Below are 24,721 nucleotides of genomic sequence, written 5' to 3' on the forward strand. Positions count from 1 at the left end.
GGGCACGCCGTGGAGGCGGAGAGAGAATATGTCATCACGCAGCAATCACGCCCGGCTTGTGGCGCTGGAAAAGCAGATGAACGAAGCGGCAGCGGATTTCGACTTCGAGAAGGCAGCGGCGCTGCGGGACGAGATCGCCCGGCTCAAGGGCGAGGACGGCGATCCCGATGTCATTCTGGATGAGGACGGTAATCGGGTCGAGGTGTCGGTCGGCCAGGCGCCGCCGGGACAGATCGGACTGGGGTCCAATGCACCGCTGCGGCAGCCGCCCAAGGGCTGGGTGAAGCCGAAGAAGCCGGACATGATGACGAAGAACCACAAGGGGCGGGGGTGAGAGTCAGCGGTCGTAATGGAACCGGCACTGGTTGACCCAAAGCACGTCACCTTCCACGCGATAAACCAGCCGGTGCTCCCGGGTTATCCGACGAGACCACCAGCCCTTGTGATTGCCCTTCAACGGCTCGGGCTTTCCAATGCCGCTGTGAGGCGATCGTCGGCAGTCCTTCAGCAGCGCCTGTACTTTGGCGAAGGTGTCTGCATCTGAGGAAAGCCAATGCTGATAGTCTTCCCAGCCTGTCTCGGTGAAAAGTAGCTTCATTCAGGCCACTCGACCGCGATGCCCTTTCCTGCTTCGAAATCTCTCTGACCTTGTGCGAGACGATCCGCGTTGGCACGCGAACTGTTGAGGTGCAGCGTTTCCTTCCACGACTCGAATTCTGCCAGCGACATGACCACAATGGGTTCTTTCCCGCCGGCGCGGGTGACGATTAGCGGCTCCTGGTCGACTACGACCTGATCAATGTCAGCCGCGATATTCTTGCGAAACTCAGAAATGGATTTTGCGCGCATGAGGCTCTCCTTGGGGAGGGTATGTACGCTATCTTGTACAAAAATTCAATCTAGCCCGCCTTCTGGATCAGCCGGTCTTCGGCCAGTTTCTTGATCTGGCGTAGCTCGGAGATAGTTGTTTCCAGGTCATCGCGCTGCCGCTCGAGCAGGGCTATCCGCTCGTCGACCTTGCCGGCGAGGAGATTGACCTGCTGGGCGCGGTCGGCGTCGTAGAGACTGAGATAATCGGAGATATCGCGCAGGGTGAAGCCGAGGCGCTTACCGCGCAGGATGAGGATCAGCCGGGCACGGTCGCGTTTGCGGAAAATGCGGGTGGCGCCCACCCTTTCGGGAGAGAGAAGGCCCTTGGATTCATAGAAGCGGATCGCACGGGTCGAAATGCCGAACTCGCTGGCGAGGTCGGCAATCGAGAACAGGTCCCGGTTTTCCGCGCCTTTACCGGTCACGATTTTGTGGCCTTGGTCTGGGCATATTCCTCCCGCAGTTCCTTCTTGGAGAGCTTTCCGATCAGGGTCTTGGGCAGGGCATCCTTGAAGATGATCGCCTTGGGCATTTCGAGCTTGTTGAGCCGTTCGGCGAGATAGGACTTGAGGTCGGCTTCGCTGACGCTGTGGCCCGCCTTGAGCTTGACATAGGCCACGGGCGCTTCGCCGCGATAGTCGTCGGGGACGCCGATGACATTGACCTCTTCCACGGCCTCATGGGTCATGGTCGCTTCCTCAATGGTGCGCGGATAGACGTTGAAGCCCGAGCAGATGATGAGGTCCTTGATGCGATCGACCAGGAACACATAGCCGTCCTCGTCCATGTGACCGACATCGCCTGTGCGCAGCCAGCCGTCCATGAAGGCATCTTTGCTGGCTTCGGCATTGTCGTAATAGCCGGTCATGACCTGTGGGCCCTTTACCTGCAATTCGCCATTTTCGCCAATGCCGACAACCTTGCCGCTGTCCACATCGACAAAGCGGATATCGGTGCCCGGCAGGGGCAGGCCGATGGACATGGGTTTCGAGGGGACGCGCAGGGCGGCGCAGCAGACCACGGGGGAGGCTTCGGTGAGGCCATATCCTTCGGCGAGGAGCGCTTTGGACTTTTTCGAAAAGGCATGACGCACTTCGTCGGGCAGAGCGGCGCCGCCGGAAATGGCGACTTCCAGCGAGGCCAGTTCGGGCTGGCCGACATTGTCGGCGCGCGCCAGAGCATTGAGCAGTGTGGGCACGGCGGGCAGCACATTGGCCTTGGTGCGGGCAAAAATGCCGAGCAGGGCCTTGAGCTCGAAGCGGGGCAGCATGATGACGGGCGTGCCATTGCTCAGCGGCACGTTCATGCACACGGTCATGGCGAAGATATGGAAGAAGGGCAGAACGGCTACGACCTTGGAGGGAGGCAGGAACAGGCCGCAGCCCCATTTGTCGATCTGGCTCATATTGGCCGAGATATTGGCGTGGGTGAGCAGGGCGCCCTTGGGGATGCCGGTGGTGCCGCCGGTATATTGCTGCACGGCGATGTCTTTTGTCGGGTCAATGCTGACGGCTCTGGGAGTATCCTTGCGAGCCAGGAGGCTCCCGAAGGACGTGACCGCGGCGACATGGGGCGATTGGCCGAGCTTGGCCAGGTCCTTGCGCTTGACCACCGAAAACAGGATCTTCTTGACCAGCGGCAAAGCGTTGGGGAAATGCGCAACGACCAATTTCTTGACGTGGCCGGCGGCCAGCAAAGCCTCGGCCTTTTCGAAGATCTGCTGAAGATCGAGGGTGACCATGATATCGGCGCCAGCATTGGCGGTGATATGGCCCAGCTCGGGGATTGTATAGAGCGGGTTGCAGTTGACCACGGTGCCGCCGGCGCGCAGCACACCGTAATAGGCGATGGGGTAGAAAGGCGTATTGGGCAGCATCAGCGCGACGCGCGTGCCCTTGGTGACACCAAACTGGCTTTGCAGGGCGCCGGCAAAGGCGATGATCCTGTCGGCCAGTTCGCCAAAGCTGGTGGTGTGCCCAAGAAAATCGAGGGCCACTCCATTGGGGTTTCGGGCGCAGGCGGCCAGGACCTGTTCATGCACCGGCGTCGTGTCGATGGCGTCGTCCCAGACAATCCCGTCGGGATAGCTGGCGATCCATGGGCGAAGACTCTCATTCGAGCTGGCAGCGGTCATGGCGTTTCCTCCTCCAAATGCCCCAAGGCACGCGGGTTTCCCCTTATGTGGATGCCTGCGGGTCTCGTTGGACCGGCGCTCGGGGCGCCCTGGCGTTCAGGTATCAGGCTGCAAATATCACACGGCTTTACGTTAGCGTCAATTTGCTGCCGGGGAGTTTTGGAAACGGGAAGGAGGAGCACAGGTGCCGCGCGATATCGGACGCATTGGGTCATAGGTTGACCTATACGTAAACTTGGGTAAACTGGTCTCTACACAACCTAGGTCTCGCGCTATGGTGCGCGAACGCAAGGGGAAGACCGGCCGATTCTGAAGTGGCGGCAATCGGTCCGGCATATGGAAAACGACCGGCGCGACCCCCGCCAAGCGGGTTCGCAGCCGTCCCGGAGCCGCTTACGTTTCCCTGAAACGCTGAGCACTCTTTGTTTGCAGGTTTCCGCTAGGAATCAGGTGGGCGCCACTGTTTCCGGAAACGCTTGAGGAGGAAAAGGGCGATGACCCTTCTGCTGGTTGCGATCAGTCTTGTCGTGTTTGCCACCCTTTCTATGCGGGAAAGCCCGTTGTGGCAGTGGGGCGCCGCCTTTGCGGCCATCGGATTGCTGTCCGGCCTCGATTTCACCCAGAGCAGTACGGTCTATGAACTGGGCTGGTTCTCCTGGGTACTGGTGGCGTTCGGCGTCCTGCTGCTGGTGCTGGCGGTGAAGCCGATCCGCATGGTGGTGCTGACCGCCCCGGTCTATGGCGCCGTCAAATCCATCCTTCCCAAGGTGAGCCGCACCGAGCAGGAGGCGCTTGATGCCGGCACTGTGGGCTGGGATGCCGAATTGTTCTCCGGCCGGCCGGACTGGGACAAGCTGACCAAAATCCGCCCGCTGACCCTGACCGCGGACGAGCAGGCCTTTCTCGATGGGCCGGCCGAAACGGCCGCCCGGATGATCGATGACTGGGATATTCGTCACAACCGCGCCGACCTGTCGCCCGAACTCTGGGACTTTCTCAAGTCCAAGGGATTTCTCGGGATGCTGATTGCCAAGGAGCATGGGGGCCTTGGGTTCTCGGCCCAGGCGCAGTCGATGATCGTCTCTAAGATAGCCAGCCGCTCGGTGGCCGCCGGCATCACCGTCATGGTGCCCAATTCGCTTGGGCCCGGCGAATTGCTGGAAAAATATGGCACGCCGGCGCAGAAGGAAAAATACCTGCATCGCCTCGCCAATGGCCAGGAAGTGCCGTGTTTTGCGCTGACCGGCGTGCATTCGGGTTCGGATGCCGGCGGCATGCGCGACATCGGCATCGTCACCAAGGGCATGCATGAGGGCAAGGAAGTGCTCGGGGTGCGCCTGAGCTTTGACAAGCGCTACATCACGCTGGCGCCAGTGGCGACGCTGGTGGGCCTGGCCTTCATCCTCAAGGACCCGGACAATCTGCTCGGCCGGGGCGCCGAAATCGGCATCACGCTGGCGCTGATCCCGCATGACCATCCGGGCCTCGATATCGGCCGCCGGCATTATCCCGCCCGCCAGGCCTTCATGAATGGACCTGTGCGCGGCAAGGATATGTTCGTGCCCATGGATTTCCTGATCGGGGGCACCGACTATGCCGGGCAGGGCTGGCGCATGCTGATGGAGTGCCTCTCCACCGGCCGTGCCATCTCGCTGCCGGCCATCGGGACCACTTCGATCAAGCAGACGCTGCGCGCCACCTCGGCCTATGCCCGGGTGCGCCGTCAGTTCGGCATCCCCGTCGGCATCATGGAAGGCGTCGCCGAGCCGCTCGGAGAGATGGTCAAGCGCGCCTACATGTATGAGGCGACGCGACGACTGACTGCTTCGATGGTCGACGAGGGTCAGCGCCCCGCCGTCATTGCGGGCCTGCTCAAATACACCACGACCGAAGCCATGCGTGACAGCATGGACGACGCCTTCGACATCCAGGGTGGCCGCGCCATCCAGGACGGTCCGGGCAATTACCTGTTCGGCGCCTATCAGGCGCTGCCGGTGGCGATCACGGTGGAGGGGGCCAATATTCTGACCCGCACGCTGATGACCTTTGCCCAGGGCGTGCTGCGCGCTCATCCCTATCTGCTCCGCGAAATTCAGGCGGTGCAAAACAAGGATCGCAAGGCAGGGCTCGATGCCTTTGACAGCGCCTTTGGCGGCCATACCGGCTTCATGCTGCGCAATATCGTGGCCAGCTTCCTGCACGGGCTGACCAATGGCGCCTTCGCATCCTCGCCCAATCAGGGGTCGATGGCGATCTGGTATCGGCGGCTGCATCGCTATACCCAGGATTTCGCGCTGGTGGCCGACTGGACCACGGTGGTGCTGGGCGGCGCGCTCAAGCGCAAGCAGAAGCTCTCGGGCCGGATGGCCGATCTCCTCGGCGATCTCTACCTGATGTCGGCAACCCTGAAGCGTTTCGAGGAAGAAGGCTCGATTGCCGAGGATAAGGAACTGGTCGAGGCCATCATGGCGGACCGCGTGGCCTCGATTGAAGCGACCTTCGCCGAGGTGTTCGCCAATTTCCCCAATCCGGTTTTTGCCTGGGCCATGCGGGTGCTGTGCTTCCCGCTGGGGCGCCATGCCAAGCCGGCTTCGGACCGGGTCAACTATCGTTTCGTGCGCGCGGTGCTGCGTCCGGGCGCCTTCCGCGACCGCCTGACGACCGGCGTCTATATTTCCATGGACCCCAATGACGTTACGGGCGTTCTGGAAGATGCCTTTGTCAAAGTGACCGAAGCAGAAGAGATCGAAGCCCGGTTCATCAAGGCCGCGCGCAAGGGTGTCATTGAGCGACGCCTCGACCGTGATGCCATTGCCGATGCGGTGGCTGCCGGCGTGCTGAACGAAAACGAAGCCGGCATCATGAGGGCCGCGGATGAAGCGACTAATAATGCCGTCAACGTCGATGATTTCGAGATGGACGTGCTCAAGCCAACGGACGAGCGGGCGGCGGCTGAATAGCATCCCGAAACCCAGTGCCGTCCTCGGGCTTGACCCGAGGACCACCTGAGACAGGCGGATTTGTTGTGTGGCCCTCGGGTCAGGCCCGGGGGCGGCTTGGCGGTTGTGGAGACAGCCGGATCAAACAAGGCGGCGCAAAGCCGGGGAAATGAGGAAAACCATGATCGCCCCACAGGCAACCGATACGAAGCATTGGAGCTTCCACACCGATCTCGAAAAGATTGGCTGGCTGACGATCAACACGCCGGAGGCCTCGGTCAATACGCTGAGCCGCGAAGCCATCATGGAGCTCGAAACGCTGGTGTCGCGCTTCGAGGACCTGGCCGGTTCCGGTGAACTGGCGGGCGTGGTCATTCTCTCGGGCAAAAATTCGGGTTTCATTGCCGGCGCCGATGTCAGCGAATTTGACGCGATGAGCGATTTTTCGGTCCTGCCCGAGGCGCTTCGGCGCACCCATGCGCTGTTTGCGCGGATCGAGAGCCTCAAGGTGCCGGTCGTGGCCGGGATCCACGGCTTCTGCCTTGGCGGCGGGCTGGAACTGGCGCTGGCTTGCCATTATCGCATCGCCGTCAATGACGAGAAGACGCGGCTCGGCTTCCCCGAAGTCAATCTGGGCATCTTTCCCGGATTTGGCGGCACCGGCCGCTCGATCCGTCAGGCGGGCCCGGTCGACGCCATGGGCATCATGCTCACCGGCAGGATGCTGCGGGCTGGTGCGGCGCGAGGCCTCAATCTGGTCGACAAGCTGGTGCGCCATCGCGACATGCTGCGCTGGGAAGGTCGCAAGGCGGTGCTCCAGAAGCGCAAGTCGAGCGAGGCGGGCTGGAGCAAAAAGCTCATGGCGCTGCCGCTGGTGCGCGAGGCCGTGGCCAACCAGATGCGCAAGCAGGCCGGAAAGAAGGCGAAGAAGGAGCATTATCCGGCGCCCTATGCGCTGATCGACCTGTTCGAGAAGCACGGCAATGACTGGCGGGCAATGATCCGCGGTGAGGTGGACAGCTTCGTCCCGCTGATGGGTTCGCCCACGGCGACCAATCTCAGGCGTGTGTTCTTCCTATCCGAAGGTCTCAAGAAGCAAGGCATCAAAGGCGCGAAATTCTCGCGGGTGCATGTCATCGGCGCCGGGGTCATGGGCGGCGATATTGCCGCCTGGTGCGCCTATCGCGGCATGAGCGTAACGCTGCAGGATCTCGACATGGAGCGCATCAAGCCGGCGCTGGATCGGGCCAAGAAGCTGTTCCAGAAGCGCTACAAGAAGAAGCGCGAGATCGATGCCGCCATGAGCCGGCTGGTGCCCGACCCCAAGGGCACGGGCGTTTCCCGCGCCGATGTGATCATCGAGGCGGTGGTGGAAAAACTTGAGGTCAAGCAGGCGATCTTTTCGGGGCTGGAAGGCAAGCTGAAATCCGGCGCCATCATGGCGACCAATACGTCCTCCATCGAACTGGAGCGCATTGCAGAGGCGCTGAAGGATCCGGCCAGGCTGATCGGGCTGCACTTTTTCAACCCGGTGGCGCAACTGCCGCTTGTGGAGGTGATCCGCTCGACGTTCAACACTGACGAAGAGATTGGCAAGGGCGCCAGTTTCGCGCTGGCTATCGGCAAGTCGCCGGTGGTGGTGAAGTCGGCGCCGGGGTTCCTCGTCAACCGGGTGCTCATGCCCTATATGCTGGGCGCAGTGGAGCGGGTGGAAAGGGGCGAGAGCAAGGAATTGCTCGATGCCGCCGCCGTCGCGTTCGGCATGCCTATGGGGCCGATCGAGTTGATGGATACGGTGGGGCTCGATGTCGGCAAGTCGGTGGCGACCGAGCTTGGGCATTCGGTGCCCGGGGAAAGCCGCTTCGCGCGACTGATCGCCGAAGGCAAGCTTGGCCGCAAGACCGGCGAGGGCTTCTACAAATGGGAAAAGGGCAAGGCCATCAAGGCCGAAACACCGCCCCATGCCGATCTCGCCGGCCTTGGCCGGGAACTGGTCAAGCCGCTGGTCGACATGACCGAAGTGGTGGTGGGCGAAGGTGTCGTTGCCTCGCCCGAACTGGCCGATATCGGGGTTATCATGGGGACCGGATTTGCGCCGTTCCTGGGCGGACCAATGAAAGCTCGGGCCGATGGCCGCGCGTAAGGGGAAGACACAGATGAGCGAACTCAAGCGCGTTGCCATTATCGGCTCGGCCCGCATTCCCTTTGCCCGTGGCGGCACGGCCTATGCGGATGAAACCAATCTGTCCATGCTTGCCGCGGTGCTGGGCGGGGTGGCCGACAAGTTCGGCCTCAAGGGCGAAAAGGTCGACGAGGTGATTGCCGGGTCGGTGATCAACCACTCGCGCGATTTCAACATTGCGCGCGAGGCGCTGCTCGATGCGGGGCTTTCGCCGCGCACGCCGGGCACCACCATGCAGATTGCCTGTGGCACGAGCCTCCAGGCGGCGCTTGTGCTGGCCGGGAAGATTACCTCGGGACAGATCGAGAGCGGCATCGCTGCCGGATCGGACAGTGTGAGCGACAGCCCCATCGTCTTCGGCTCGAAATTCCAGCATCGGCTGCTCAATGCCAATGCCGCCAAGACCACCGGGCAAAAGCTGGGCGCCTTCAAGGGCTTTTCCTTTGGCGAGCTGACCCCGGTAGCGCCATCGGTCAACGAGCCGCGTACCGGACTGTCCATGGGCCAGCATTGTGAATTGATGGCCAAGGAGTGGGGCATCACGCGGCAGGAGCAGGATGCTCTGGCCGTTGCGAGCCATCGCAATGCGGCGGCCGCCTATGATGAAGGCTTCCACGATGACCTCCTGGTGCAGTGCGCCGGGCTGGTGCGCGACAACAATGTGCGTGCCGATGCCAATATGGAGAAGATGTCGACGCTCAAGCCCGCCTTCGACAAATCCAGCGGCCAGGGTACGCTGACGGCCGGCAATTCAACGCCGCTGACCGATGGTGCCTCGGGCATCTTGCTGGCGAGCGAGGAATGGGCCAAGGCCCGTGGGCTGCCGATCCAGGCCTATCTCACCACCGGGCGCGTCGCCGGCAACGACTTTGCCCATGGCGAGGGCCTCTTGATGGCGCCGACCATTGCGGTCAGCGAGATGCTGGAGCGGGCGGGTCTCGGTTTCGGCGATATCGATTATTTCGAACTGCACGAGGCCTTTGCGGCGCAGGTGCTGTGCACGCTCAAGGCGTGGAAGGATCCGGCTTATTGCAAGGACGTGCTGGGACGCGATGAGGTTCTGGGCGAGATCGACCCGACCCGGATCAACGTGAAGGGATCGAGCCTGGCCTATGGCCATCCCTTCGCGGCGACCGGCGCGCGTATCCTGGGCCTGACGGCCAAGCTGCTTTCCACAGAGGCCAATAAGAAGGCGCTGATCTCGGTGTGTACAGCAGGTGGCATGGGCGTCGCGGCGCTGGTGGAAAGTGCTGCATGAGCGACAATATCCTGAAATTCCGGCAGCCCGAGAAGCAACCCGAGCCGCCAAATAACAAGCCGCGCAGTCCAATGCCGGGCTGGGTGCCATTCGCTGTGCTGGGTGCGGTCGCCCTCGCCATCTTTTTTGTGCAACGCAGCGGTTTGCTTGGCTAGGTTACGCAGGGGTTCCTTTAGGACAGGCTTGCTTGTCCGGGGCTGGCTCAAGCAGCTACTGGTATTTGAATCCGGTTTTGCCAAACGAGACGTAATTTCATGCTCAAAAGCAGGTGTGGTCAAGAATGTTCACATCCGGCCGCTCGATGACGCTTAGGTCAATCTTTTGCTTGTCAGTGGACGGAATAGCGTAATACCGTCCACCAATCTTGACCGCCGGGTAAAAACCGGTGGCAATGAAATGAGCTGACCGTCGTCAAAGGCAGCCAGTCAGAGAAACGTCAAGAATTCCACAAGGAGATGGGACGAGAATGAAAATCACCACAGCTCTTAAAGCGGTGACAACCGCAGGCGCGTTTGCGTTGATGATGAGCACTGCAGCATCGGCCGTGACGCTCCAGATGCACAATGGCGGTGACCCTGGTTCGCTCGATCCGCACAAGGTGTCAGGCGACTGGGAAAACCGCGTCGTTGGCGACTATATCGAAGGTCTCGTGACCGAGGATGCCGGCGGCGAACCCATTGCGGGTCAGGCCGAGAGCTGGGAGATTTCCGAGGACGGCACCGTCTATACGTTCAAGCTGCGTGAAGATGCGATGTGGACCGACGGCACACCCGTGACGGCTGACGATTTCGTCTTCGCTTTCCAGCGGCTGTTCGACCCTGCAACCGCTTCGGACTACGCCTATCTGCAGTATCCGATCAAGAACTCGGCCGCCATCAACTCGGGCGAAATCACCGATTTCGACCAGCTCGGCGTCAAGGCGCTTGATGACAAGACAGTCGAAATCACCTTGGAGGCAGCAACCCCGTTCTTCCTCGACGCGCTCACCCACTACACTGCCTTCCCTGTGCCCAAGCACCTGGTTGAAGAGCATGGCGATGCCTGGATCGAGATGGAAAATATCGCTGCCAACGGTCCCTATAAGATCGTCGAGTGGCTGCCTGGCTCCTATGTGCGTTCGGAAAAGAACGAAGACTATTACGATGCCGAGAACGTACAGATCGACGAGGTCTACTATCACGTACTCGAAGATCAGGCCGCAGCGCTTAATCGCTATCGTGCAGGTGAGTTCGATATCCTGACGGACTTCCCGTCCGACCAGTATGCCTGGATGCAGGAAAACATTCCGGGCGAGACACATGTCGAGCCGTTCCTGGGCGTATACTATTACGTGATCAACCAGGAAGTTGCTCCGTTCGACGATGTGCGCGTCCGCGAGGCGCTCTCCATCTCGATCCTGCGCGATGTGATCGGTCCGGACATTCTCGGTACCGGCGAAATCCCCGCCTACGGTTGGGTGCCGCCCGGTACCGGCAATTATGTCGAAGAGGCTTACAAGCCGGATTGGGCAGACATGCCCTATGAGGAGCGTGTAGCCCGGGCCACCGAGCTGATGACCGAGGCTGGCTATGGCCCGGACAAGCCGCTGGACCTGCAGCTGCGTTACAACACCAATGACAACCATCAGCGCATCGCCGTGGCGATTGCCGCCATGTGGGAGCCCATCGGTGTCAATGTCGAGCTGTTCAACTCGGAAGTGGCGGTGCACTACGACGCCCTGCGTGCCGGTGATTTCCAGGTCGGCCGTGCTGGCTGGCTGCTCGACTACAACGACCCGTCCAACACGCTCGATCTGCTCAAGACCGGTATCGAGCAGGAAGGCACCATGAACTGGGGCAACAATTACGGTCGCTATTCGAACGAAAAGTTCGATGCTCTACTGGCCGATGCCTCAAGCGAGTTGGATCTGGAAGCTCGCGGTCAGATGCTGGCTGACGCCGAAGCCATCGCGATGGATGAGTTCGGTGCGATCCCGATCTACTGGTACGTCTCCAAGAACGTCGTGAAGCCCTATATTTCCGGCTTTGAAGACAATGCCAAGGACGTCCACCGCACCCGCTGGCTGACCAAGTCGGAAGAGTAATCCCGAACGAAATCGTGGGGCCCTTCGGCCCCACGATCTTTTCTCCGGTGCGGCGCGCAGTGGACACCGCGCCCCGGATAGCGAAGGCCAAACTCAAATGCTCTCATACGCTTTTCGGCGCGTGCTCTCGGCCATACCGATTGCACTGATCGCCGTTACAGTCTGCTTTTTCATTCTGCGCCTGGCGCCCGGCGGCCCGTTCGATGGAGAGCGCGCGCTGCCGCCCAATGTGCTGGCCAATCTGCGCGCGCACTACAATCTCGATCAGCCGCTGATCAATCAGTATTTCATATATGTGTGGCGCCTGCTGAATGGCGACCTCGGGCCATCGATGGTCATTGAGGGCTTCTCGGTCAGCCGTCTCATCGCCATCGGTTTTCCCTTCACCCTGACGCTGGCTTTGACTGCCTTCGTGATTGCCACCGCCATTGGCGTGCTGGCGGGCATGCTGGCGGCGGTCAATCAGAACAAATGGCCCGACTATGTGCTGGTGCTGCTGGTCATGGTCGGCGTCATCATCCCCAACTTCCTCATGGCAGCGCTGTTGCAATTGTGGTTCGGCGTCTATCTCGGCTGGTTTCCGGCTGGCGGCTGGGTCACGGGGAGCTGGATGCATCTGGTGCTGCCGGTCACCGTCCTGGCCTGGCCGCATGCGGGCCGCATCAGCCGACTGATGCGCGGATCGATGATCGAGGTGCTGGGCTCGAACTATGTTCGTACCGCTCGCGCCAAGGGTTTGGGGGAACGCCTGGTCATGGCCCGCCACGCGATCAAGCCAGCCCTTATCCCTGTCGTTTCCTATCTCGGGCCCGGCCTATCCTATCTGCTGACCGGGTCGCTGGCGGTCGAGCAGGTGTTCGGCCTGCCGGGTATCGGTAAGTACTTCGTCACTGCCGCGCTCAACAGGGACTACGGCATCGTGCTGGGGACGACCATCCTCTACATGTTCATCATTCTTGCACTCAATTTGATCGTTGACCTCGTCTATGCCTGGCTCGATCCCAAGGTGAGGTATCGCTGATGCCCGGTATCACGGGAAAAGACCAGGTCTTGTCGACCTATGCCGACAAGCTGGCTGTGCTCGACGCGCCCAAGGGCCGCTCGCTTACTCAGGACGCACTGCGTCGCCTGAAGCGCAACAAGGCCGCAGTGCTTTCAATCGGCGTGATCGTCCTGATCATCCTGGTGGCCTTTATCGGCCCGTATTTCGTTCCCTGGGGCTATTCACAGGTCGACTGGAGCAATATCCGCAAGCCGCCCAATTTCGAGGCCCAGCACTATCTGGGGACGGACCAGAATGGCCGCGACATGCTGGCCCGCGTGCTGCAGGGCACGCAGATGAGCTTGATCGTGGCCGGCGTCGCAACGCTGGTTTCGGTAGTCATCGGCGTTATCTATGGCGCGGTGGCCGGCTATTTTGGCGGCCGGGTCGACGCCATCATGATGCGCATTGTCGACGTCATGTACGCGCTGCCCTACATCCTTTTCGTCATCATTCTGGTGGTGATGTTCGGACGCAATCCAGTGCTGCTTTTCGTTGGCATCGGCGCCATTGAATGGCTGACCATGGCGCGCATCGTGCGCGGCCAGACGCTGACCTTGAAAGAGCGCGAATTTGTCGAGGCGGCGCGCGCCAGCGGTGCCAGCCCTTTCACGATCATCATGCGGCACATCGTGCCCAATCTCACCGGTCCTGTCGTGATCTACGCAACGCTGACCATTCCCGAAATCATCATTGCGGAAAGCTTCCTTTCCTATCTGGGCCTTGGTGTGCAAGAGCCGCAAACGTCGCTTGGAACACTGATTTCGGCCGGCGCGCCGGTGGCAGAAGTGATGCCCTGGCTGCTTCTGGCTCCGGCCGCAGTCCTGGTTACCATGCTGTTCTGCCTGACCTATATCGGTGATGGCCTGCGGGACGCGCTGGACCCCAAGGATCGATAGGAAACGACTGTCATGGCGTTGCTAGAAGTAAAAAACCTCAAGGTCGATTTCGACACCAATGATGGCGTGGTCCATGCCGTCCGCGATCTCAGCTACACGTTGGAAAAGGGCAAGACCCTGGCCATTGTGGGCGAGAGTGGCTCGGGCAAGACCCAGGGCGCCTTCGCCATATTGGGGCTGCTGCCCAAGAACGGAAAGGCCTCGGGGTCGGTGATGTTCGATGGCAAGGAAATCCTCAATCTGCCAATGCGGCAGATCAATGAATATCGCGCCGCGCGGATCGGGATCATCTTTCAGGACCCGATGACGTCACTCAACCCCTATCTGCGGATTTCGCGGCAGATGACGGAGGTGCTCGAGCGGCACAAGGGCATGAGCCACGGCGAAGCCCTGGCCGAAAGCGTGCGCTTTCTCGACGCGGTGCGCATTCCCGACGCCAGGAACCGCGTGCATATGTATCCGCATGAGTTTTCCGGCGGCATGCGGCAGCGGGTGATGATCGCCATGTCCTTGCTCTGCGGACCCGAATTGCTGATTGCGGATGAGCCCACCACGGCACTGGACGTAACGGTACAGGCCGAGATCATGGACCTGCTAGTGGACCTGCAGGAGGATTTCGGCGCCTCGATCATTCTGATCACGCATGACCTGGGGATCGTGGCGGGCACCTGCGAGGAGACGCTGGTCATGTTCAATGGCGAGGTGATGGAATATCGCAGGACCGAGGAACTCTTCGCCAATCCCGCGCACCCCTATTCCCAAGGTTTGCTGGCGGCTGTGCCGAGGCTCGACAAGAAAGTGGAACGCCTATCCACCGTTTCTTATGAATTCATGGCCGGAGCGCGCGAAGTATGAGCGAGAAGGACGTCATTCTCGAAGTGCGCAACCTCTCCGTGCATTTCGACATTCCCACCGGCGGCCTGTTTGGCGGCCATACGGTACTCAAGGCAGTCAAGGATGTGTCCTTCGACCTGCATGCAGGCGAGACGCTGGGCATAGTGGGCGAGAGCGGCTGTGGAAAGTCCACGCTGTCACGTGCCATTATCCGGCTGATTCAAGCCACCGAGGGCGAGTCCAAATGGATGGGCAAGGATATCCTCAAGATGTCGCCCAAGGAACTGGTGGCACTGCGCAAAGATATCCAGATGATCTTCCAGGATCCACTGGCGTCGCTTAATCCGCGCATGACCGCCGGGGCCATTATCGCCGAGCCGCTGCAAATCCATTACCCTGAGGTCGGCAAGGCAGAGCGTGTTGTCCGCGTAGCGGAAATGATGGAGAAAGTCGGCCTGACGCCGAACATGATCAACAAGTATCCGCACGAGTTTTCTGGCGGCCAGTGCCAGCGCATCGGTATCGCCCGGGCGTTGATCACCAGGCCCAAGCTGATTGTCTGTGACGAGGCGGTTTCGGCGCTGGACGTATCGGTGCAGGCCCAGGTCATCAACCTTTTGATGGACCTCCAGAAGGAGTTCGGCGTCTCGTTGCTGTTCATCGCCCACGATATTGCCGTCGTGCGCCATATCGCCCAGCGGATCATGGTGCTCTATTTCGGCGAGGTGGTGGAAATCGGAGACAGCGAGCAGGTGGTGATGGAGCCGCGCCACGACTATACCAAGAAGCTCATCGCTTCGGTGCCGGTGCCGGACCCCAAGGAGGAGATGAAGCGCCGGGAGTTGCGCCGCCGGCTGCGCCGCGAGGCTGCTGCGGCCTGACGATTACCGGGAACGCCGCTCGGCGTTCCCGATAGCTCGGGCCTTGCGTCGGCGGTCGGGACCGGCATAGCTCTGCGCCTCGACAAAGGGACGCGGGGCAGCGTTGAGGCTGTCGAGACGTGCCTTGAGGTCACGGGCGGAAAACGGCTTGCGCAGGAACTCGGTGACCCCGGCATCGCGTGCTGCGGCAATACGCGCCGCATCGGGTGCCGCCGACATCATGATGACCGGCGTTAGCCGATTGGGCCCGGCGATATCGGCGCGGATGCGCCGCACCAGTTCGACGGCATCAGGACCGATGAGTGAATCGTCGATGATGACGACGTCATAGCTGCGCCGCCCCAGATGCAGCAATGCCTGGCTGGCTTCGCTGCTCTCGCTGATGTCATGGCGCCCAAGAGTGCGCAACATGTCGGCCACGAGGGTCGCCATATTGGCTCGCGGGTCGATGATCAGGGCACCGTGTTTGATAGTGGGTTCGCTGGACAAAGGGCGCACTCGATCGAGGTCTTGCCGGGTAGCATAAGGGACAGCTCTCACCCGCACGTTAATGGCCGGAATTGGGGGAAAGCTGCGCGATTGCGCGTTGACAGCCGGGGTCAGGTTCCTTATGTAGAGGCCAGTTTTCGGGCGCCTTGGCGCCCCTTTTGTTTGACCGAGGATTACTGAGATGAAGATCCGCAACTCGCTGAAGGCGTTGATGACTCGCCACCGCGCGAACAAGCTCGTCCGCCGTCGCGGCCGCGTTTACATCATCAACAAGGTGGACAAGCGCTTCAAGGCCCGTCAGGGCTAAGCGACTGATCCCGTATTAAATACAGGCAAGGCTCGCATGAAAATGCGGGCCTTGTTGCTTTCCGGCAAGGAGCCCTCGATGTCCCTGTCGCACACTATTGTTGTGCAGATCGCGGTGCCCGTGGCGAGCGTCCGCGCCTATATGGCTGATCCTCGCAACTATGCCGAATGGGCTGCGGTGTACCCGGAGACATATCGGCAGCTCGACACTGGTGACTGGACAGCAGAGGTTCGCTTCGGTGGCGTGCGGCACATCCGGTTTTCGGCGCCCAATGAGGATGGCATACTGGACCATGCTGTGTTCCGGCCGGGCGAGGAGCCCGTGTGGATGCCCATGCGCGCCGTGCCCGATGAACAGGGCACCGAACTCAGTTTCACCTTCATCCAGCGGCCGGACATGAGCCAGGAAGCTTTCCGTTCGACCATCGAATGGATCACTACCGATCTTCTGGTGCTCAAGACCGTGCTCGAGACGCGGTATCCGTCGTCTCGCAGTTAGCGAAAGAGTTTCAGAACGCGCCGGCGATCAGGCGCTTGTGCCTTGACATGACCCTTGCACCCCACGGGCCGAATGCGGGGATCGTCAGGTCTACCGGCTTTGACACGTCAAGAAAAAGGCCCCGTACTCGGGGCCTTTGAGAGCAGCTTTGCAATTGCCTCAGCTCGACCCTGCGCCATCCTGGCGGACAAAGGCGATGCGCAGCATATTGGTGGCGCCGGGGGTTCCGAGCGGAACGCCGGCGGTGATGGCGATGCGGTCGCCGGGACGGGCAAAGCCTTCCTGATAGGCGATGACGCAGGCGCGATCGACCATGTCTTCCAGGTTCACCGCATCCTCGGTCTGCACGCAATGGATGCCCCACACAACCGACAGGCGGCGAATGGTGCGCAGATTGGGTGAGAGGGCGATGATGGGCTTACTGGGCCGCTCGCGTGCAGCGCGAATGCCGGTCGAGCCCGAGGCGGTATAGGTGACGATGGCCGCCAGATCGAGCGTCTCGGCCACCTGGCGCGTCGCGGCCGAGATGGCGTCGGCAGCGGTGGCCTCCGGCTCGGTCTGGGCGGCTTTGATGATATTGCGATAATTGGCATCGCTTTCCACCGCGATGGCGACCTTGGCCATGGTGGTGACGGCCTCGACCGGATACTGGCCCGAGGCGCTTTCGGCTGAAAGCATGACGGCATCGGCGCCTTCGAAGACGGCGATGGACACGTCGGACACCTCGGCGCGGGTCGGCACTGGCGCGGTGATCATGCTCTCAAGCATCTGGGTGGCGACAACCACGGGCTTGCCATAGCGGCGACACATGCGGATCATGCGCTTTTGCAGGCCCGGCACATATTCGAGTGGCAGTTCGACACCCAGGTCGCCGCGGGCGACCATGATGGCGTCGGAGAGCTTGACGATCTCCTCGAGCCGTTCAATGGCCTGCGGCTTTTCGATCTTCGCCATGACGCCGGCGCGACCCTGGACGATCTTGCGCACGTCGATGATATCTTCGGGGCGCTGCACGAAGGAGAGGGCAACCCAGTCCACTTCGGCCTTGAGCGCTTCGAGCAGGTCCGCATGGTCCTTTTCGGTCAGCGCGCCGGTGGGCAGCAGGGTATCGGGCAGGGAAACGCCCTTCTTGTCGCTCAGCTTGCCGCCATAGACCACTTCGGTCTCGATGACGCCGCCACCGACCCTGATGGCCTTGAGCGAAAGCTTGCCATCGTCGAGCAGCAGCCGATCACCAACCGAGACGCTTTCAATGATTTCGGGATGCGGCAGGTAAACGCGCTGGGCATTGCCCTGGTCGTTCTCTTCGCTGTCGAGGGTAAAGGTCTGACCGGCGACAAGATTGACCGAGCCTTCGGCGAACTTCCAGACGCGCAGCTTGGGACCCTGCAAATCGGCGAGAATGCCGATGGGGTGCTTGAGGCGCGCCTCGACTGCGCGGATGCGCTTGACGGTCTGGTGCAGAACCTCGTGGCTGGCATGGCTCATATTGATGCGGAAGACGTCGGCACCGGCCTTGACCAGTTCCTCGATCATGTGCTCCTCGTGGCTTGCGGGCCCGAGGGTGGCAAGGATCTTCGCGCGTCTGATCCGTTTCATTGCGTATCCGTATTGTCTGGCGTTAGGGGGGCGTCGGGGTCGACCAGGAAGGCAGGATCCTCGAGATCTTCGCCCAGATCCGGGCCGACAATACTCGGCGCACCGGCGCTCTCGGTGAGCTGCAGTGTCCAGTCGGATCGGTTCTGTGTATCGATTTCAAAGAACCCGGTGCGCTCATAGCCCCGGGCGAGGCAATCCTCAACCCCGAATATTGTGAAGGTTTCGTCACGGGTGCACATGAAGACCTGTCCGTCCCATGCGCCGCCGCCGATATCGTCCACGGCGTAGAGATAGTAAAAGCGGCGCTGCAGGTCGCCCTGATAGAGCACGCGGCAGTCGCCCGGAGGGGCCTGCCACCAGCCTTCGCTCATCCAGCCGCGCTCGGCGCGGTATCCCAGGGCCAGCGAAATCAGATTAGCCGTTTCGTTGCAGACGCGCAGCTCGGCACGGGCCGGAGTAGCCGTGGCCAAAAGGCCGGCGAGGGTGGCGAGCAGCAGGGTCGAGCCGAGACGGATTGGGTTCACCATTGCGCTGAAAATCACCGGAAAACGTGCCCTTCTTTGATCGTATGGCAGCAGACAGGTCAATGGCTAATGGGCTGATTTGACGGAAATGCGGGCTTGCATGCGAGGCTGGTCAGAAATGCGGCGCAATGGCGCGGATGTGATTTCCCCAGCCTGACGCAGGGTGTGGATTGACCTACAAAGGGGTTGAACAGGATCGGGGCATGGGGTTGATGGGGCCGGACAGTTTCCATCGAATAATTGTGCTCGCAGCCGGTCAGTTTGGCGGTGCGGGTCTAGAGAGGTAAGCCATGGCCGTTGAGGATAGCGTCGCGCAGGACCAGTTGCGCGCTTTCATTGAGCGCATCGAGCGCATGGAAGAAGAAAAGGCAGCCATCGCCGCAGATATCAAGGAAATCTATGCCGAGGCCAAGGGCAATGGCTTCGACACCAAGATCCTGCGCAAGATCGTGACCATCCGCAAGCAGGACGCCAATGAGCGTATGGAGCAGGAAGCCCTGCTCGAACTCTACATGTCGGCGCTGGGCATGGTCGAGGCGCCGCCGGAGCACTGAAGCTCCCGGCAGGATCAACTAGACCAGAATATCGAGCAGGGCCTTCGACATGTCGGCGGCCACGCTCACCACCTTGGCCGACGCCTTGAAATCGTGCTTGGCCTGGATGACGTTGACCATTTCGGTGCCGATATCGACGTCATTGCCTTCTACACCAATGCGGGCGATACGGCCGGCGCTTTGTTCAAGCTGGTGGCTTGCCCGGTGCATGCCGGAAGCGCCGATGCCAATGCTGGAAATGGTCATGACTGGCCTTGCTGATTGCACCAACAGCAAGGCGCCAAATTTCTCAAGAAATCGTTAGGCTGCCGCCAGCAAAGACCGGCGACTTTGCGCCTGGTTCATGCCGCGCAGGCGGCATATTCGTCCAGCGCGAAGCGCACGGCGGCGTCGGCATGAATGGTGGTTGAATCGTATCCGGGTAGGGGCAGGGCCCGCGGATCGAGCAACAGGCCGATCTCGGTGCAGCCCAAGATGACTGAATCGGCGCCGGCTGTGCGGGCCGCCTCGACGATGTCGAGATAGGCATCACGGGCTTCGTCACGGATCTGGCCCTGGCACAATTCGTCGAAGATGACGTCATGGACAAGCTGGCGGTCATCAGTCTCGGGGACCATGACGTCCAGTCCCAATGCCTTCATGCGGCTGGTATAAAAGCCATGCTCCATGGTGTAGCGCGTGGCCAGCAGAAGCGGCCTCTTGCGGCCATCAGCGTGCAGGACGGCGGCGGTTTCGGTGATGATGTCGATCAGCGGCACACCGACCATCGCGGCGACGGGTTCGGCGACCAGATGCATGGTATTGGTGCAGATGAGCATGCAAGAGGCGCCGGCCTTTGCGAGACCCGCGCCGGCTTCGCCCAAAACGGCCGCCGCCTGGTCCCAACGACCAGCCTTTTGCAAGTTCACCACCTGGGTGAAATCGAGCGAGCGCATGGCAATGTCGGCCGAATGCAGCCCGCCGCGCCGGCGGCGCACTTCCTGGTTGATATGCCGGTAATAGACGGCAGTGGATTCCCAGCTCATGCCGCCGATCAGGCCAATGGTCTTCATTCCCGCGTCCTCCAGCTTCAGCCGTCAGTCTGGGGCCAGGTGGCGACAATTGGGACGCAGAATGGCAGGTGTCAGTGTGGAGAAACGCGTTGAAATTGCACTATTCGCGGATTTTGCGCTAGTGTTGTGCGTGATGTGTGGAGGTGCCGATGCTCGACGAGCGCGACAGGAAGATTCTGAGCCTCTTGCAGGCTGATGCCGACATGCCGGTCAACGACATAGCCGATGTGGTGGCGCTCTCCGCGTCAGCCTGTTCGCGCCGCATTGCGAGGCTGAGGGAGGAGGGCTATATCGCCCGCACCGCGGCCGAACTGGACCGCCAGAGGATGGGTCTGCCGACCACGGTCTTCGTCATTGTGCGCACGGGCAGCCATGCCGCCGACTGGCTGGAAAAATTCCATGCGGCGGTCGGCGCCGTTCCCGAAATTGTCGAGGTGCACCGGCTGACTGGCAATTTTGATTACATTCTCAAGATCGTGCTGCCCAATGTCGAGCACTATGACCTGGTCTACAAGCAGTTGGTCAGCCGCATCGAACTGTTCGACATGTCGGCCTATATCTCGATGGAGACAGTCAAGGCGGCAAAGGGCATGCCGACGAATTATGCGTGAGACATACCGCCTACATCCTTGTGGAGAAGGTGCCCGAAGGGCGGATGAGGAGGCTGATCAGACCTTCGCCAAAGCCGCCTGCATGGCGGCCTGGTCATAGCCCAGGGTGGTCAATGCGGTCTGAACGATGCCGGCGCGGTCGAGGCCGGCGGCGGCATACATGTCGGCCTGGGTGGAATGTTCGACGAATGTGTCGGGGATCATCAGCGGGCGGAAGCGCAGCTTGCCGTCGAGCAGGCCGTTACTGGCGAGAAAGGTGGCGACATGGCTGCCAAAGCCGCCCAGGCCGCCCTCTTCGGTGGTTATCAGCACGTCGTGCGATTGCGCCAGAGTAGCGATCAGCTCTTCGTCGAGCGGCTTCATGAAGCGCGCATCGGCGATGGTGGGGTTAAGGCCGAGGGCTGCGAGTTTGTCGGCTGCTGCGAGTACTTCGACCATCCGCGTTCCATAGGACAGAAGGGCAATCGTCGCGCCCTGACGCAGGATGCGGCCCTTGCCGATCGGCAGGATCTCGCCCCGCGCCGGCATGTCAACGCCCATACCATCGCCGCGCGGATAGCGGAAGCTGATCGGGCCATTGTCATAGGCAGCGGCGGTCGCCACCATGTGGCGGAGTTCGGCTTCGTCGGCGGCCGCCATCTGCACCATGCCGGGCACGGCGCCGAGATAGGCGTTATCGTAATTGCCGGCATGGGTGGGGCCATCGGCGCCGACATAGCCGGCTCGGTCGATGGCAAAGCGCACCGGCAGGGACTGGATGGCCACATCGTGGATCACCTGATCATAGGCGCGTTGCAGGAAGGTCGAATAGATGGCGCAGAAGGGTTTTGCTCCTTCCGAGGCCATCCCGGCGGCGAAAGTCACGGCGTGCTGCTCTGCAATGCCGACATCATAGATGCGGCTGGGGAAGAGTTCGGCGAATTTGTCGAGGCCGGTGCCCGAGGGCATGGCGGCGGTGATGGCGACGATACGCGGATCAGCCTCGGCTTCCTGGATCAGCGAGGAGGCAAAGACCGAGGTATAGGAGGGCGCATTGGACGGCGCCTTGGTCTGGGCGCCTGTGATGACGTTGAACTTGGACACGCCATGATATTTGTCCGCGGAGTTTTCGGCCGGCTCATAACCCTTGCCCTTCTTGGTAACGGCATGGATCAAGATCGGCCCCCTGCCGAAATCGCGGACATTTTCGAGGATGGGCAGCAGGTCGTCCAGATTATGTCCGTCAATGGGACCGACATAGTAGAAGCCCAGCTCTTCGAACAGCGTGCCTCCGGTAAAGAACGAGCGGGCGAATTCCTCGGTTTTGCGGGCCGGTTCATGCAAAAACGGCGGCAGCTTATGGACGATATTCTTGGCGGCTTCGCGGGTGCCGCGATAGACCGGTCCGGAGACCAGCCGCGCCAGGTAGGTCCGCAGTGCCCCGGTGGGCGGGGCGATGGACATGTCATTGTCGTTGAGAATGACGATCAGCCGCGCATCCATGGCGCCGGCATTGTTCATGGCCTCATAGGCCATGCCGGCAGACATGGCGCCATCGCCAATGACAGCGACGACATTGCGCGGGGCTTGCAGATGCCGGCTGGCTTCGGCCATGCCGAGGCCGGCGGAAATCGAGGTCGAGGAGTGGCCGGCGCCGAAGGGGTCGTATTCGCTTTCGGCTCGGCGGGTGAAACCGGAGAGCCCGTCCTTCTGGCGCAGAGTGCGCATGCGGTCGCGGCGCCCGGTGAGAATCTTGTGGGGATAGGCCTGGTGGCCGACATCCCAGATGATGCGGTCGTGGGGCGTATCGAAGACGGCGTGCAGCGCCACTGTCAGTTCGACCACGCCGAGCCCGGCACCCAGATGGCCGCCGGTAACGGAGACCGCGTCGATCATTTCCGCCCGCAATTCATCGGCCAATTGCCGCAAGTTCTCGCGCGGCAGGCCACGCAGGTCGGCTGGCGACTGGACGGTGTCAAGCAACGGCGTTTCGGGCTTGTCGGCCAAGCGTGTCCCCGTGAGTATCTGGTTCAACCCTGTTTAGGCGCAGGGTCCGGGCTTGGCAATGGCGGCAGCCCGCATGCGGCGAAGGGTCCCTGTTTGTCAGGGGCTATTCAGGCTTTTGCGGGGCAGGAACGCGTCGGGCAGACTTCAGTTGCTGGCGAGGACCAGCGGGGCGCGGGTGAAGCGAGTATGATCGAGCGCTGGCGAGCGGTCGCCAATGCCCTTGACCAGGATGTGGCGGCCCATTTCCGGCGTCGGGTCAAAATCGGCCTCGTCGTGATCGAAGATCACCGCATAGCGGGTCGAGGTCAGAGCGGCGGGGTCAACGAAAATCTCCGTCACGTGTTCGAGGTCCGGGGCGACCAGATCAGGACGGCGCATATCCCCCGAAGCAGGACGGCTGGCGACGTGTTGGGCCAGGGCTTCAGCCAAGGGCGTCGTATGGGCGGCATCGGTGGCGCCGAAGGTGCCGCTGAAGAGACCCGTCAGCGGGCTTGCTGCGTTGCCACCCAGCGAGGCGGTGTGCAGGCCGGTCGCGGCGGTCAGCGGCGGCAGTATGGGGAGCCGCGTCGTCGGTCGCGGCGGTGAACCGGTGCCGGCCGCAGTGCTGTTCTGGATAATCGTTTCCAGTGCCCGCTGTGCACCGGGTTCCGGTGTCGGCGCGGCGGCATAGGCGGTCAGGATATCGGAGGGCGCGTCGGTCATGATGACGCGCGGTGTCGGCATGGTCGGCGCCGTGAGGGCGGCGAGTGCCGTCACAGCACTGTCGGGGCGTAGATCGCTCGGCAGGCTGACCGGCATGGCAAAGGCGGTACTGGCCAGCTCGCCCTCACGCAACGGGGCGCTGCCCGTGGTTGAGAAGGGCAGACTGGTGTCGGAAACCGAGGCCACCTGCAATTCTGGCCCGCCCAGGTCGGCGGGGCGCATCTGCGGCATGACCGGAGCGACCTGGCGGAAAGTCTGGCGCGCCAGGGACGCCGTCTGCATCTGTGCCGACGCCTCTGGCTGATCACTGCCGCCAAAGAGCACGTCCATCAGCGTGCGGCCGCTGCCGCCGGTGCTGTCACTGCCGGCGACCTGAGTGCCCGAAGAAAAGCCATTGCAGGGATAGGCGTGGCAGCGTTTCCATTCGGCCAGCGCCACCTGGTAGCCTTCCCGGGATAGTGGCGTGCCATCGGTCGGGACGTGCATGGTGCGTCCGTCAGGGAAGATTTCCTTCAATTGGGCGCGAGTCATACGCGGCCAGGCGCGCACCGAACCGGTATCGAGATGCACGAAGGGGCTGCCCGAACTGGGATAATAGCCGACGCCGCCGACCTGCATTTTCATGGCGGCGGCGCGCAGCTTGGTAAGGGATACGCCGGGGATGAAAAAGTCCATGGCGGTGCCGCGCATATGCTGGGAATTATCAGCCACGCCGGATGACTTTGAGGCCAGCATGGCATTGGTGGCGGGCGAGCGATAGGCTGAGACGATATTGACCGGCTGGGTGGCACCGACGGCCTGGTAAACTTCCCAGACGAGGTCGAACAGGCGCGGGTCCATCTTGGTGGGTTCGTCGCGCCGCCAGTCCCGCAGGAAGTAGTTCAACTCGTTCAGGCCCGACTGGACATATTGTCCATTGCGCTTGAAGACGATGCGGGCGGTCTCCTTGGTATGGGTATAATAGAGATAGAGCGCGCGCTCACTCGCCGCCTGGGCCGGCATCACCGGCAGCAGGGAAGACATGCTCAATACCGCAGCGGCAACAAGCTGCGCGGCACGCCGCCAATTGAAAAACCCCATAACCGTCACGCCAAACTCTGCCCGGTTCACTCGTCAGATAATGGTGGACGTTAGCGACCAATTCGCTCGAATTGATTAACGCTAACCAGTTGTGAACTGGCCGGCGGCCCCCTCACGCTTCTGTTATTACGGGCAAAAGCGGGCGCAACCAAGGCGAAAATGTAAACGACAAGTTAAGCGGCCGCGCCGCGAAGTCC

The 24,721-nt window shown here is 61.5% G+C and carries 25 protein-coding genes; 14 read left to right on the top strand and 11 right to left on the bottom strand.

The genetic code is table 11. The annotated features are described in order from the left end of the window. The first annotated feature begins 28 nt into the window (after positions 1–28). On the top strand, positions 29–334 hold the full coding sequence (locus ACXYMS_RS00615; RefSeq protein ID WP_458903093.1) for a UvrB/UvrC motif-containing protein: 306 nt from the start codon (positions 29–31) through the stop codon (positions 332–334). Positions 335–337: 3 nt separating this feature from the next. On the opposite strand, the gene ACXYMS_RS00620 is transcribed toward ACXYMS_RS00615, so the two are convergent. The 4 genes from ACXYMS_RS00620 to ACXYMS_RS00635 are packed head-to-tail and all read right to left on the bottom strand — an operon-like array spanning position 338 to position 3,004. Next, entirely contained in the window at positions 338–598 is a 261-nt protein-coding gene (locus ACXYMS_RS00620) for a Txe/YoeB family addiction module toxin (RefSeq protein WP_458903094.1), read from the bottom strand. Continuing rightward, positions 595–849, bottom strand: coding sequence for a type II toxin-antitoxin system Phd/YefM family antitoxin (locus ACXYMS_RS00625; protein WP_458903095.1), 255 nt, complete (start codon positions 847–849; stop codon positions 595–597). The genes ACXYMS_RS00620 and ACXYMS_RS00625 overlap by 4 nt, the downstream gene beginning before the upstream one ends. Before the next feature lie 50 nt (positions 850–899). Beyond that, the gene (locus ACXYMS_RS00630; protein WP_458903096.1) at positions 900–1,295 is read right to left on the bottom strand and encodes a MerR family transcriptional regulator; all 396 of its coding nucleotides are present in this window, start codon (positions 1,293–1,295) and stop codon (positions 900–902) included. Continuing rightward, positions 1,292–3,004, bottom strand: coding sequence for a long-chain-fatty-acid--CoA ligase (locus ACXYMS_RS00635; protein ID WP_458903097.1), 1,713 nt, complete (start codon positions 3,002–3,004; stop codon positions 1,292–1,294). Before ACXYMS_RS00635 ends, ACXYMS_RS00630 begins: the two co-directional genes overlap by 4 nt. A 494-nt stretch (positions 3,005–3,498) precedes the next feature. Between ACXYMS_RS00635 and ACXYMS_RS00640 the strand changes: the two genes are divergently transcribed. From ACXYMS_RS00640 to ACXYMS_RS00680, 9 genes are all read left to right on the top strand, one after another. Then, positions 3,499–5,964 (top strand): acyl-CoA dehydrogenase, encoded by a 2,466-nt coding sequence (locus ACXYMS_RS00640; RefSeq protein ID WP_458903098.1) that lies wholly within the window; start codon positions 3,499–3,501, stop codon positions 5,962–5,964. Positions 5,965–6,124: 160 nt separating this feature from the next. Beyond that, entirely contained in the window at positions 6,125–8,086 is a 1,962-nt protein-coding gene (locus ACXYMS_RS00645) for a 3-hydroxyacyl-CoA dehydrogenase NAD-binding domain-containing protein (protein ID WP_458903099.1), read from the top strand. 13 nt (positions 8,087–8,099) lie between these two features. Further along, entirely contained in the window at positions 8,100–9,383 is a 1,284-nt protein-coding gene (locus ACXYMS_RS00650) for an acetyl-CoA C-acetyltransferase (protein ID WP_458903100.1), read from the top strand. After that, entirely contained in the window at positions 9,380–9,538 is a 159-nt protein-coding gene (locus ACXYMS_RS00655) for a hypothetical protein (protein WP_458903101.1), read from the top strand. The genes ACXYMS_RS00650 and ACXYMS_RS00655 overlap by 4 nt, the downstream gene beginning before the upstream one ends. Positions 9,539–9,849: 311 nt before the next feature. Beyond that, on the top strand, positions 9,850–11,466 hold the full coding sequence (locus ACXYMS_RS00660; protein ID WP_458903102.1) for a peptide ABC transporter substrate-binding protein: 1,617 nt from the start codon (positions 9,850–9,852) through the stop codon (positions 11,464–11,466). A 97-nt stretch (positions 11,467–11,563) separates the two neighbouring features. After that, positions 11,564–12,487, top strand: coding sequence for an ABC transporter permease (locus ACXYMS_RS00665; protein WP_458903103.1), 924 nt, complete (start codon positions 11,564–11,566; stop codon positions 12,485–12,487). Then, positions 12,487–13,407, top strand: coding sequence for an ABC transporter permease (locus tag ACXYMS_RS00670; protein ID WP_458903104.1), 921 nt, complete (start codon positions 12,487–12,489; stop codon positions 13,405–13,407). The genes ACXYMS_RS00665 and ACXYMS_RS00670 overlap by 1 nt, the downstream gene beginning before the upstream one ends. A gap of 12 nt (positions 13,408–13,419) precedes the next feature. Further along, positions 13,420–14,262: an ATP-binding cassette domain-containing protein gene (locus tag ACXYMS_RS00675; protein WP_458903105.1), complete on the top strand. Its 843-nt coding sequence runs from the start codon at positions 13,420–13,422 to the stop codon at positions 14,260–14,262. Further along, complete coding sequence (locus tag ACXYMS_RS00680; protein ID WP_458903106.1) at positions 14,259–15,122, top strand: ABC transporter ATP-binding protein; 864 nt, start codon at positions 14,259–14,261, stop codon at positions 15,120–15,122. Before ACXYMS_RS00675 ends, ACXYMS_RS00680 begins: the two co-directional genes overlap by 4 nt. 3 nt (positions 15,123–15,125) lie before the next feature. Here ACXYMS_RS00680 and ACXYMS_RS00685 read toward each other — a convergent pair whose 3' ends face one another. Beyond that, a complete protein-coding gene (locus tag ACXYMS_RS00685) occupies positions 15,126–15,611 on the bottom strand; it encodes a response regulator (protein ID WP_458903107.1) in 486 nt (161 codons plus the stop codon). 181 nt (positions 15,612–15,792) lie between these two features. Between ACXYMS_RS00685 and ykgO the strand changes: the two genes are divergently transcribed. Both ykgO and ACXYMS_RS00695 read left to right on the top strand, forming a co-directional pair. Continuing rightward, positions 15,793–15,918 (top strand): type B 50S ribosomal protein L36, encoded by a 126-nt coding sequence (gene ykgO / locus ACXYMS_RS00690; RefSeq protein ID WP_046105532.1) that lies wholly within the window; start codon positions 15,793–15,795, stop codon positions 15,916–15,918. 78 nt (positions 15,919–15,996) lie between these two features. Then, on the top strand, positions 15,997–16,416 hold the full coding sequence (locus ACXYMS_RS00695; protein WP_458903108.1) for an SRPBCC family protein: 420 nt from the start codon (positions 15,997–15,999) through the stop codon (positions 16,414–16,416). A gap of 159 nt (positions 16,417–16,575) precedes the next feature. Here the strand turns inward: ACXYMS_RS00695 and pyk are convergent, their stop codons facing one another. Both pyk and ACXYMS_RS00705 read right to left on the bottom strand, forming a co-directional pair. Next, positions 16,576–18,015, bottom strand: coding sequence for a pyruvate kinase (gene pyk, locus ACXYMS_RS00700; RefSeq protein ID WP_458903109.1), 1,440 nt, complete (start codon positions 18,013–18,015; stop codon positions 16,576–16,578). Next, positions 18,012–18,557 (bottom strand): DUF1036 domain-containing protein, encoded by a 546-nt coding sequence (locus tag ACXYMS_RS00705; RefSeq protein WP_458903110.1) that lies wholly within the window; start codon positions 18,555–18,557, stop codon positions 18,012–18,014. Before ACXYMS_RS00705 ends, pyk begins: the two co-directional genes overlap by 4 nt. A 272-nt stretch (positions 18,558–18,829) precedes the next feature. Here ACXYMS_RS00705 and ACXYMS_RS00710 point away from each other — a divergent pair, with 272 nt between their 5' ends. Then, positions 18,830–19,093, top strand: coding sequence for a DUF2312 domain-containing protein (locus ACXYMS_RS00710; protein WP_458903111.1), 264 nt, complete (start codon positions 18,830–18,832; stop codon positions 19,091–19,093). Positions 19,094–19,111: 18 nt separating this feature from the next. Here ACXYMS_RS00710 and ACXYMS_RS00715 read toward each other — a convergent pair whose 3' ends face one another. Together ACXYMS_RS00715 and ACXYMS_RS00720 are read right to left on the bottom strand one after the other, a co-directional pair. Beyond that, complete coding sequence (locus ACXYMS_RS00715) at positions 19,112–19,339, bottom strand: flagellar basal body rod C-terminal domain-containing protein (RefSeq protein ID WP_458903112.1); 228 nt, start codon at positions 19,337–19,339, stop codon at positions 19,112–19,114. Between the two features lie 95 nt (positions 19,340–19,434). Beyond that, positions 19,435–20,145, bottom strand: a complete 711-nt coding sequence (locus tag ACXYMS_RS00720) for an aspartate/glutamate racemase family protein (RefSeq protein WP_458903113.1) — start codon at positions 20,143–20,145, stop codon at positions 19,435–19,437. A gap of 149 nt (positions 20,146–20,294) precedes the next feature. On the opposite strand from ACXYMS_RS00720, the gene ACXYMS_RS00725 reads away from it, so the two are divergent. After that, complete coding sequence (locus tag ACXYMS_RS00725) at positions 20,295–20,756, top strand: Lrp/AsnC family transcriptional regulator (protein WP_458903114.1); 462 nt, start codon at positions 20,295–20,297, stop codon at positions 20,754–20,756. A gap of 57 nt (positions 20,757–20,813) precedes the next feature. On the opposite strand, the gene dxs is transcribed toward ACXYMS_RS00725, so the two are convergent. Next, positions 20,814–22,742 (bottom strand): 1-deoxy-D-xylulose-5-phosphate synthase, encoded by a 1,929-nt coding sequence (dxs, locus tag ACXYMS_RS00730; RefSeq protein WP_458903115.1) that lies wholly within the window; start codon positions 22,740–22,742, stop codon positions 20,814–20,816. Positions 22,743–22,886: 144 nt separating this feature from the next. Further along, the gene (locus tag ACXYMS_RS00735; RefSeq protein WP_458903116.1) at positions 22,887–24,467 is read right to left on the bottom strand and encodes a DUF882 domain-containing protein; all 1,581 of its coding nucleotides are present in this window, start codon (positions 24,465–24,467) and stop codon (positions 22,887–22,889) included. Positions 24,468–24,721: the final 254 nt, after the last annotated feature.

The sequence above is a fragment of the Devosia sp. CAU 1758 genome, from assembly GCF_054482695.1.